The sequence below is a fragment of the Mycobacterium parascrofulaceum ATCC BAA-614 genome (assembly GCF_000164135.1).
In the GTDB taxonomy this organism is placed as follows: Bacteria; Actinomycetota; Actinomycetes; order Mycobacteriales; family Mycobacteriaceae; genus Mycobacterium; species Mycobacterium parascrofulaceum.
The window spans coordinates 284,918-291,285 of sequence record NZ_GG770560.1 but is presented as its reverse complement, the minus strand read 5'-3'; the positions used below and the strand labels follow the sequence as shown (position 1 = coordinate 291,285).

The following is a 6,368-nucleotide window of genomic DNA, read 5'->3' as shown; positions in this document are numbered from 1 at the left end:
TTAAGATTCGCCCATGGTCACTCCCGACGAGGCGATCGAGGCGATCCGGGGCGCCGGCGGTGCGCAGCCGGGCTGCCGCGCGCTGCACGCCAAAGGCACCCTCTACCGCGGCACGTTCACCGCGACGCCCGACGCGGTCATGCTCACGCGCGCAAAGCATTTCGACGGATCGACGGTCCCGGCGCTGATCCGGTTCTCCAACGGCGCGGGCAACCCCAAGCAGCGCGACAACGTGCCGGGGGTCCGCGGGATGGCGGTGAAGTTCACCCTGCCCGACGGTTCCACCACCGACGTGTCGACGCAGACCGCGCGCCTGTTCGTCTCGAGCACGCCGGACGGATTCGTCGATCTGCTCAAGGCGATGCGGCCCGGCCTGACGACCCCGCTGCGGATGGCCAAACACTTCCTGCGCCACCCGCGGCTGCTCGGAGCGCTGCCGGTGCTGCGCGACGCCAACAAGATCCCGGCGAGCTACGCCACCATCGGGTACCACGGCCTGCACGCGTTCCGCTGGGTCGCCGACGACGGCAGCGCCAGATTCGTTCGCTACCATATGGTTCCGGCCGCCACGGAAAGCTACCTGTCGGCGGCGGCGGCGCACGGCGAGGCCCCGGACTTCCTCACCGACGAGCTGAACTCGCGCCTGGACGGCGGGCCGGTGCGGTTTCACTACCGCGTGCAGATCGGCGGGCCCACCGACTCGACGGTCGACCCGTCGGCGCCCTGGCAGAGCACCCAGATCGCGACCGTCGGCACGCTCGAGATCACCGGCCCGGAGACCGAGCGCGAGCACGGCGGTGACATCGTCGTGTTCGACCCGATGCGGGTGACCGACGGCATCGAGCCGTCCGACGATCCGGTGCTGCACTTCCGCACGCTTGCCTACTCGGCTTCGGTCAAGCTCCGCACCGGCGTCGACCGCGGCGCCGAGGCGCCTCCCGCCTGATCCGCGCTCCTCCTGCGCGCCGAAACCGGCGGCACGCTAGGGTTTTTCTTCAGTGTCGCCTTCCCACATCGTCCTGATCTGCCTGGCCGGGTTCGGCGCCGGCGCCATCAACGCGCTCGTCGGGTCCGGCACCCTGATCACGTTCCCCACCCTGGTCGCGCTCGGCTTCCCGCCGGTGACGGCCACCATGTCCAACGCGACCGGCCTGGTCGCCGGCAGCGTGTCGGGCACCTGGGGCTACCGCGCGGAGCTGCGCGGTCAATGGAATCGACTGCGCTGGCAGCTGCCGGCGTCGCTGGCCGGCGCGGCGCTGGGCGCCTTTCTGCTGCTGCACCTGCCGGAAAAGGTCTTCGCCGAAGTGGTGCCGGTGCTGCTGGTCCTGGCGCTGGCGCTGGTGGTCACGGGTCCGCGGATCCAGGCCTGGACGGGGCGGCGCGCCGAGGCGGCGGGCCGCTCGCCCGAGCACATCACGCCGGGCCGCATGGCCGTGCTGGTGCTGGGCACGTTCGCCGTCGGCGTGTACGGCGGCTATTTCACCGCGGCGCAGGGGATCCTGCTGGTCGGGCTGATGGGCGCGCTGCTGCCGGAGTCGGTGCAGCGGATGAACGCGGCCAAGAACCTGCTGGCCCTGGTGGTGAATGTGGTTGCGGCGGCGGCCTATACGCTGGTGGCCTTCGACCGGATCAGCTGGCCGGCCGCCGGGCTGATCGCGGCGGGGTCGCTGGTCGGGGGATTGGCCGGGGCGCGCTACGGGCGCCGGTTGTCGGGGAACGCGCTGCGGGCGACCATCGTGGTGGTGGGCCTGATCGGGCTGTACCGGCTGCTCGCGGTCACGTGACCGGAAGGGCTGCGCCGCAAGGGTTCAGCCCAGCGTGGCGGCGGCCACCTCGTCGATGACTTCCATCACCTCGCCGCGCCTGCGCCAGGCGCGCAACTGGCGCATGGCGCCGTTGCCCCGCGCGGCGACGCGGTCGAGTTCGCCCACGACGCGGTCGTATTCACCGAGCGTCTGCAACGCCGGCCGCAGCCGTTCCACGAAGGCGTGCAAGTGCTCCCGCGCGGGCACCGCTCCGCGGCCGTGGATCAGGTCGATCGTGCGCCCGGCGAGCCCGTCGTGGGCGGCCTTCCAGTACGCCGCGCGCAGCGCGGCCGGCGGAAGCCGGCCCGGCTCGTCCGCGCCGGCGTCGAGCGCCGTCATCACCGCGGCCCTGACCAGCGTGGCGAGCAGCACGGTCTCGGCGACGGTGGCCGGCACGTCGGCCACCCGCACCTCGATCGTCGGGAAGTTCTGCGACGGGCGCACGTCCCAATAGATCATCTTCTCGTCGAGGATCACTTCGCTGTCGATCAGCATCCGCACGGTGCGGTCGTAGTCGTCGGGCGACAGGAAGAAGGGCGGCGGCCCGGCCACCGGCCAGCGCCGCCATAAGACGCTGCGCCAGCTCGCGTAGCCGCTGTCGGCGCCGCGGTAGACCGCCGAATTCGCCGACAGCGCAAGCAAAGACGGCAGCCACGGCCGCAACCAGTTGCTGACTCCGATGGCCGCCGCGCGGTCCGGAACCTGCACGTGCACATGGCATCCGCAGATGCCCTGCTCGTGCGCGACCATCCCGTACTCCTCGCCGATCCGCCGGTAGCGCGGGGTGTCGGTGACGGGAAACTCGTGCGGCGTGGCGGGCGGCAGCCCGGCCGCCAACAGCCGCAGCCCGGCGGCGTCGGCCGCCTGCGCCGCCGTGCGCCGCAGCCGGGTCAGCTCCTCGCCGAGTTCCGCGCTGGTCGCCACGACGCTCGAGGTCGTCTCCACCTGGCAGCTGCTCAGTTCCAGCTGTAGCTCGACGCCGCGGTCCTTGGCCTCGGCGGCCACCTCGGCGTTACGCGGCGCCGGTTCGCCGGTTCCCGGGTCGGCGAGGAGGAATTCCTCCTCCGCGCCGAAGGTGGGAGGTTCGCTCATCCGGCCGGGGAGCGCCGATCAGTGCCCGGGCCGCCCCGTCACCAACGGGCCGCGGACGCGAGCGCGGAATCGGCGGTCGGGTAGATGGGCAGCAGCCCGGACAGGCCGCACGCGTCGACGATGCGGGCGACGATCGGCTCGCGGCTCACCAGGCGCAACTCGATGCCGCGCTCCTTGCAGCGCTTCGCCTCGTCGGCGAGCACCGCGAAGGCGCAGCAGGCCATGAACTCGAGTCCCGTGACGTCGATGACGAGGGGGCCGGGCGCGATGGCGACGCCGGCGACCTCGCCGAGCAGCTGGCGCCAGGTGTGCTCATTGCACGCGTCGACCTCCCCGCCCGCGTAGATCAGCACCGCCGGGCCGCTGCGATCGGCCGTGGCGCGCAGCGTGCTGGTCGGATCGCCGAGCTCGTAGACCAGCTTCGTGCTCAGCATCAGATGGGTGGTTGTCATGGGTTCTGCAATGGCCGAGCACATCGTGGACTCCTAATCGACCGGCGTCTACGACGCTGCGATGGATGCCCGTCCTGCCCTCTGAAGACAGACTCTTCGCGGAATGCGAATCTCATTTCTATAACAAGACAGGTCAGTCTGTCTACATGTCGCGGCTAAGAGTATGTTGTGGCTTGTCATGCCAACCCCCGATGTTGGAACGCCCGCCGCATCGGCTCGCGAACGCATCTTGACCGCGGCATACGAGCTGTTCAGCCGGCGTGGCATCCGCGCTGTCGGCACCGAAGAGGTGATCGACCGCGCCGGCGTCGCCAGGGCCACGCTGTACCGCCACTTCGCCACCAAGAACGACCTCGTGCTGGCCGTGCTGCAGCGGCGCGAGGAACTGTGGACGCACGGCCTGATCGAGGAACAGTCGCGGCAGCGGGGCGAGACGCCCGAGGAACAACTGCTCGCCATCTTCGACGTCATGCACGACTGGATCCAGCTCCGCGACGGCTACGAAGGCTGCTCGTTCATCAACGTGCTGATCGAGCTCGGGCCCGATTCCCCCGCGGGACGGGCCTGCATCACCCACATCGACCACGTCCGTGACATCGTGCGGCACCGCGCCGCCGCGGCGGGGCTGATCGACGTGGAGGACTTCGCCTCGTCCTGGCACATCCTGATGAAGGGCGCCATCGTGCTGGCGGCCGTGGGCGACGTCGACGCCGCGCTGCGCGCCCGCAGGATGGCCGTCGGCCTCATCGACGACCACCGGCCGGTCGCGCCGGAGGATCTCGGCGAGGCGGCCAGTTAGCCGGAGCTCAGGCGGCGTCGGCGGCGGCGCTGCCGGCCTTGCGGTAGTGCTCGGCCTCGAGTTCGGCGATGGCGCGTGAGGTGCGTTCGCGCAGCGCGAAGGCGGCGATGAGCCCGAACACGATCGCGACGACCAGGGCTATCCACGAGAACCGTTCCAGCCAGCGCTCCGCGGCCATCCCGGCGAAATACACCAGCGCGGTGGTGCCGCCGGCCCAGCAGAGGGCGCCCGAGACGTTGGCCGCCAGGAAGCGGGGGTAGTGCATCTTCAGCGCCCCGGCGAGCGGGCCGGCGAATATCCGCAGCAGCGCGATGAAGCGGCCGAAGAAGACGGCGCGAACTCCCCAGCGGCTGAACAACTTTTCGGCCAACGCGACATGTCCGGGACCGAAATGCTTGGGGAACCGCCGGCCGAGGCGGTCGAAGAGCGGCATGCCGAAGCGGCGCCCGATGGTGTAGCCGATCGAGTCGCCGACCACCGCGCCGATTACCGCCGCGATGCCGACACCGACGGGGTTGACCGGCAGGTCGTCGTGCGACGACATCAGCGCCGCGGTGACCAGGATGATCTCCCCGGGCAGGGGGATGCCGAGGCTCTCCAGCCCCACCACGCCGCCGACCACCAGGTAGACCGCGAGCGGCGGGATCGCGTGCAGCAAAGCCTCCACATCCATGCGTCCAGAATGCCTGACCCTCCGGCGACGCGCGCCCTAAACCCGCCGGTTCGCGTCCGCGGGCCTGCTCGGCGTGCTCAGGCTCTCCAGCCGCGGGCGTTTGGGTTCCCGCCCGTCGGCCGACGACAGGCCGCGCAGCCGGCGCCAGATCCACGGGAAGAAGCTGTCCTGCGTCCAGCGCAGCTGCTCGTAGGCGCCGGCGGTGACCGACCGCCGCCGCGCGTCCAGGCGTCCGTACGCCCAATCATGGTTGCTGCCAGGCAGATTCAGGGCCTCAGCGGCCGCGGCGGCGAACAGCATGTGCCCCTTACTGGAGGCGTGCACGCGGTCGATGGCCCAGGTGTCCAGCTCGCGCATCGACGGCGCGTTGTACAGGTCGACCAGCCCGAAGCCGTAGCGCTCGGCGGCCGCCGTGATGGCCGCGTTGATGCGGGCCAGGCGGCCCGAGACCAGCCGCCCCAGCGGGAGGAACTGCGCGACGTTGGGGAACGTGGTCGTCACCACCGTGGCGCCCGACCTGGCCAGGGCCGCGTAGAGGTACTCGAGCTCCACCAGGGCGGGCCCGAACGACCGCCCGGGCTGGATGACGTCGTTCATCCCGACGCACACGGTGATCAGGTCCGGCCGCATCGCCAGGGCCTGCGGGACCTGCTCGTAGAGCACGTCGGCGATGCGTTTGCCGCGGATCGCGAGGTTGGCGTAGTGCAGCCCGGGGTAGAGAGCGTCGACCATGGCGGCGAGCCGGTCAGCAAACCCGAGGAGGCCGACGACGTCGTCCCCGTCCCACAAGCCCTCGGTCTGGCTGTCGCCGATCGCGACGTAACGGCGATATCCAGACGGAACAGCCCCGCTCACGAAGCCGAGAATAATCGGGATCGCCGTCGGAGTGCGGTAGGCGTGGCGACCCACTCGCCTGCACGCAGGCCCAGCTCGTGGGCTAGCCTCGTTGCTCATGGCTATGCCTTTGGAAGGCAATGCAATTCACAGCGGGGGCCGGCGAACCGTCGCGGTCGGCGTCGTCGTCGCCGCCACCCTGTTCACGGCGGGGTTGCTGTGGGCGAAGTGGCTGCCCTACGTGGCGAAGGCCGCCACCGCCCATCGGACCCGCCACTGGGCCGGATCGAGCATGCTCGCCGTGGGCGGCGTGCACGCCGGGGACCGCCCGACCTGGCACGCGGCCGCGACGTTCTTCCACGCGTACGTGTCGTCGATCTGGCCGGCGCTGGTCGTCGCGCTGCTGATCAGCGCGTCGGTGCAGGCGCTGCTCCCGCCGCGGTGGCTGCCCCGCGCGTTGAACCGGCGCGGCCTGATCTCGAGCGCGCTGGCCGGCGGGGCCGCCGGCATGCCCTCCATGATGTGCACGTGCTGCGCCGCCCCGGTCGCCGTCACCTTGCGCCGCAACGGCATCACTCCCGCGGCCGCGGTCGCCTACTGGCTGGGCAACCCGCTGCTCAACCCGGCCGTGCTGGTGTTCCTGTTCTTCGTCGCGCCCTGGCAATGGACGCTGACCCGGCTGGTCGTCGGCGTCGCGACGGTGCTCGGCGTCG

The 6,368-nt window shown here is 71.0% G+C and carries 8 protein-coding genes; 4 read left to right on the top strand and 4 right to left on the bottom strand.

Features of this window, described 5'->3' with window-relative positions; translation table 11 throughout:
* Nucleotides 1-13: 13 nt before the first annotated feature.
* Nucleotides 14-946, top strand: coding sequence for a catalase family peroxidase (locus HMPREF0591_RS27645; protein ID WP_007172083.1), 933 nt, complete (start codon nucleotides 14-16; stop codon nucleotides 944-946).
* 52 nt (nucleotides 947-998) lie between these two features.
* The gene (locus HMPREF0591_RS27640) at nucleotides 999-1,784 is read left to right on the top strand and encodes a sulfite exporter TauE/SafE family protein (RefSeq protein WP_007172082.1); all 786 of its coding nucleotides are present in this window, start codon (nucleotides 999-1,001) and stop codon (nucleotides 1,782-1,784) included.
* 24 nt (nucleotides 1,785-1,808) lie between these two features.
* Here the strand turns inward: HMPREF0591_RS27640 and HMPREF0591_RS27635 are convergent, their stop codons facing one another.
* Nucleotides 1,809-2,897 carry a glutamate--cysteine ligase 2 gene (locus HMPREF0591_RS27635; RefSeq protein WP_007172081.1) on the bottom strand — a complete coding sequence of 363 codons (1,089 nt, stop codon included), beginning with the start codon at nucleotides 2,895-2,897 and terminating at the stop codon, nucleotides 1,809-1,811.
* A gap of 38 nt (nucleotides 2,898-2,935) precedes the next feature.
* Complete coding sequence (locus HMPREF0591_RS27630; protein WP_040624177.1) at nucleotides 2,936-3,373, bottom strand: anti-sigma factor antagonist; 438 nt, start codon at nucleotides 3,371-3,373, stop codon at nucleotides 2,936-2,938.
* Nucleotides 3,374-3,527: 154 nt separating this feature from the next.
* On the opposite strand from HMPREF0591_RS27630, the gene HMPREF0591_RS27625 reads away from it, so the two are divergent.
* Nucleotides 3,528-4,148: a TetR/AcrR family transcriptional regulator gene (locus tag HMPREF0591_RS27625; protein WP_040624246.1), complete on the top strand. Its 621-nt coding sequence runs from the start codon at nucleotides 3,528-3,530 to the stop codon at nucleotides 4,146-4,148.
* A gap of 7 nt (nucleotides 4,149-4,155) precedes the next feature.
* Here the strand turns inward: HMPREF0591_RS27625 and HMPREF0591_RS27620 are convergent, their stop codons facing one another.
* Both HMPREF0591_RS27620 and HMPREF0591_RS27615 read right to left on the bottom strand, forming a co-directional pair.
* Nucleotides 4,156-4,821, bottom strand: coding sequence for a DedA family protein (locus HMPREF0591_RS27620; protein ID WP_007172078.1), 666 nt, complete (start codon nucleotides 4,819-4,821; stop codon nucleotides 4,156-4,158).
* 36 nt (nucleotides 4,822-4,857) lie between these two features.
* Nucleotides 4,858-5,676 (bottom strand): SGNH/GDSL hydrolase family protein, encoded by an 819-nt coding sequence (locus HMPREF0591_RS27615; RefSeq protein ID WP_040624245.1) that lies wholly within the window; start codon nucleotides 5,674-5,676, stop codon nucleotides 4,858-4,860.
* Nucleotides 5,677-5,773: 97 nt separating this feature from the next.
* Between HMPREF0591_RS27615 and HMPREF0591_RS27610 the strand changes: the two genes are divergently transcribed.
* The coding region (locus tag HMPREF0591_RS27610; RefSeq protein WP_007172076.1) for a permease at nucleotides 5,774-6,368 on the top strand (595 nt) is incomplete at its 3' end.

What these genes read in the sequence shown, in the direction of transcription:
- HMPREF0591_RS27645 (WP_007172083.1), top strand. Translation starts at nt 14, where the DNA reads ATGGTCACTCCCGACGAGGCGATCGAGGCGATCCGGGGCGCCGGCGGT.
- HMPREF0591_RS27635 (WP_007172081.1), bottom strand. Translation starts at nt 2,897, where the DNA reads ATGAGCGAACCTCCCACCTTCGGCGCGGAGGAGGAATTCCTCCTCGCC.
- HMPREF0591_RS27630 (WP_040624177.1), bottom strand. Translation starts at nt 3,373, where the DNA reads ATGTGCTCGGCCATTGCAGAACCCATGACAACCACCCATCTGATGCTG.
- HMPREF0591_RS27625 (WP_040624246.1), top strand. Translation starts at nt 3,528, where the DNA reads ATGCCAACCCCCGATGTTGGAACGCCCGCCGCATCGGCTCGCGAACGC.
- HMPREF0591_RS27620 (WP_007172078.1), bottom strand. Translation starts at nt 4,821, where the DNA reads ATGGATGTGGAGGCTTTGCTGCACGCGATCCCGCCGCTCGCGGTCTAC.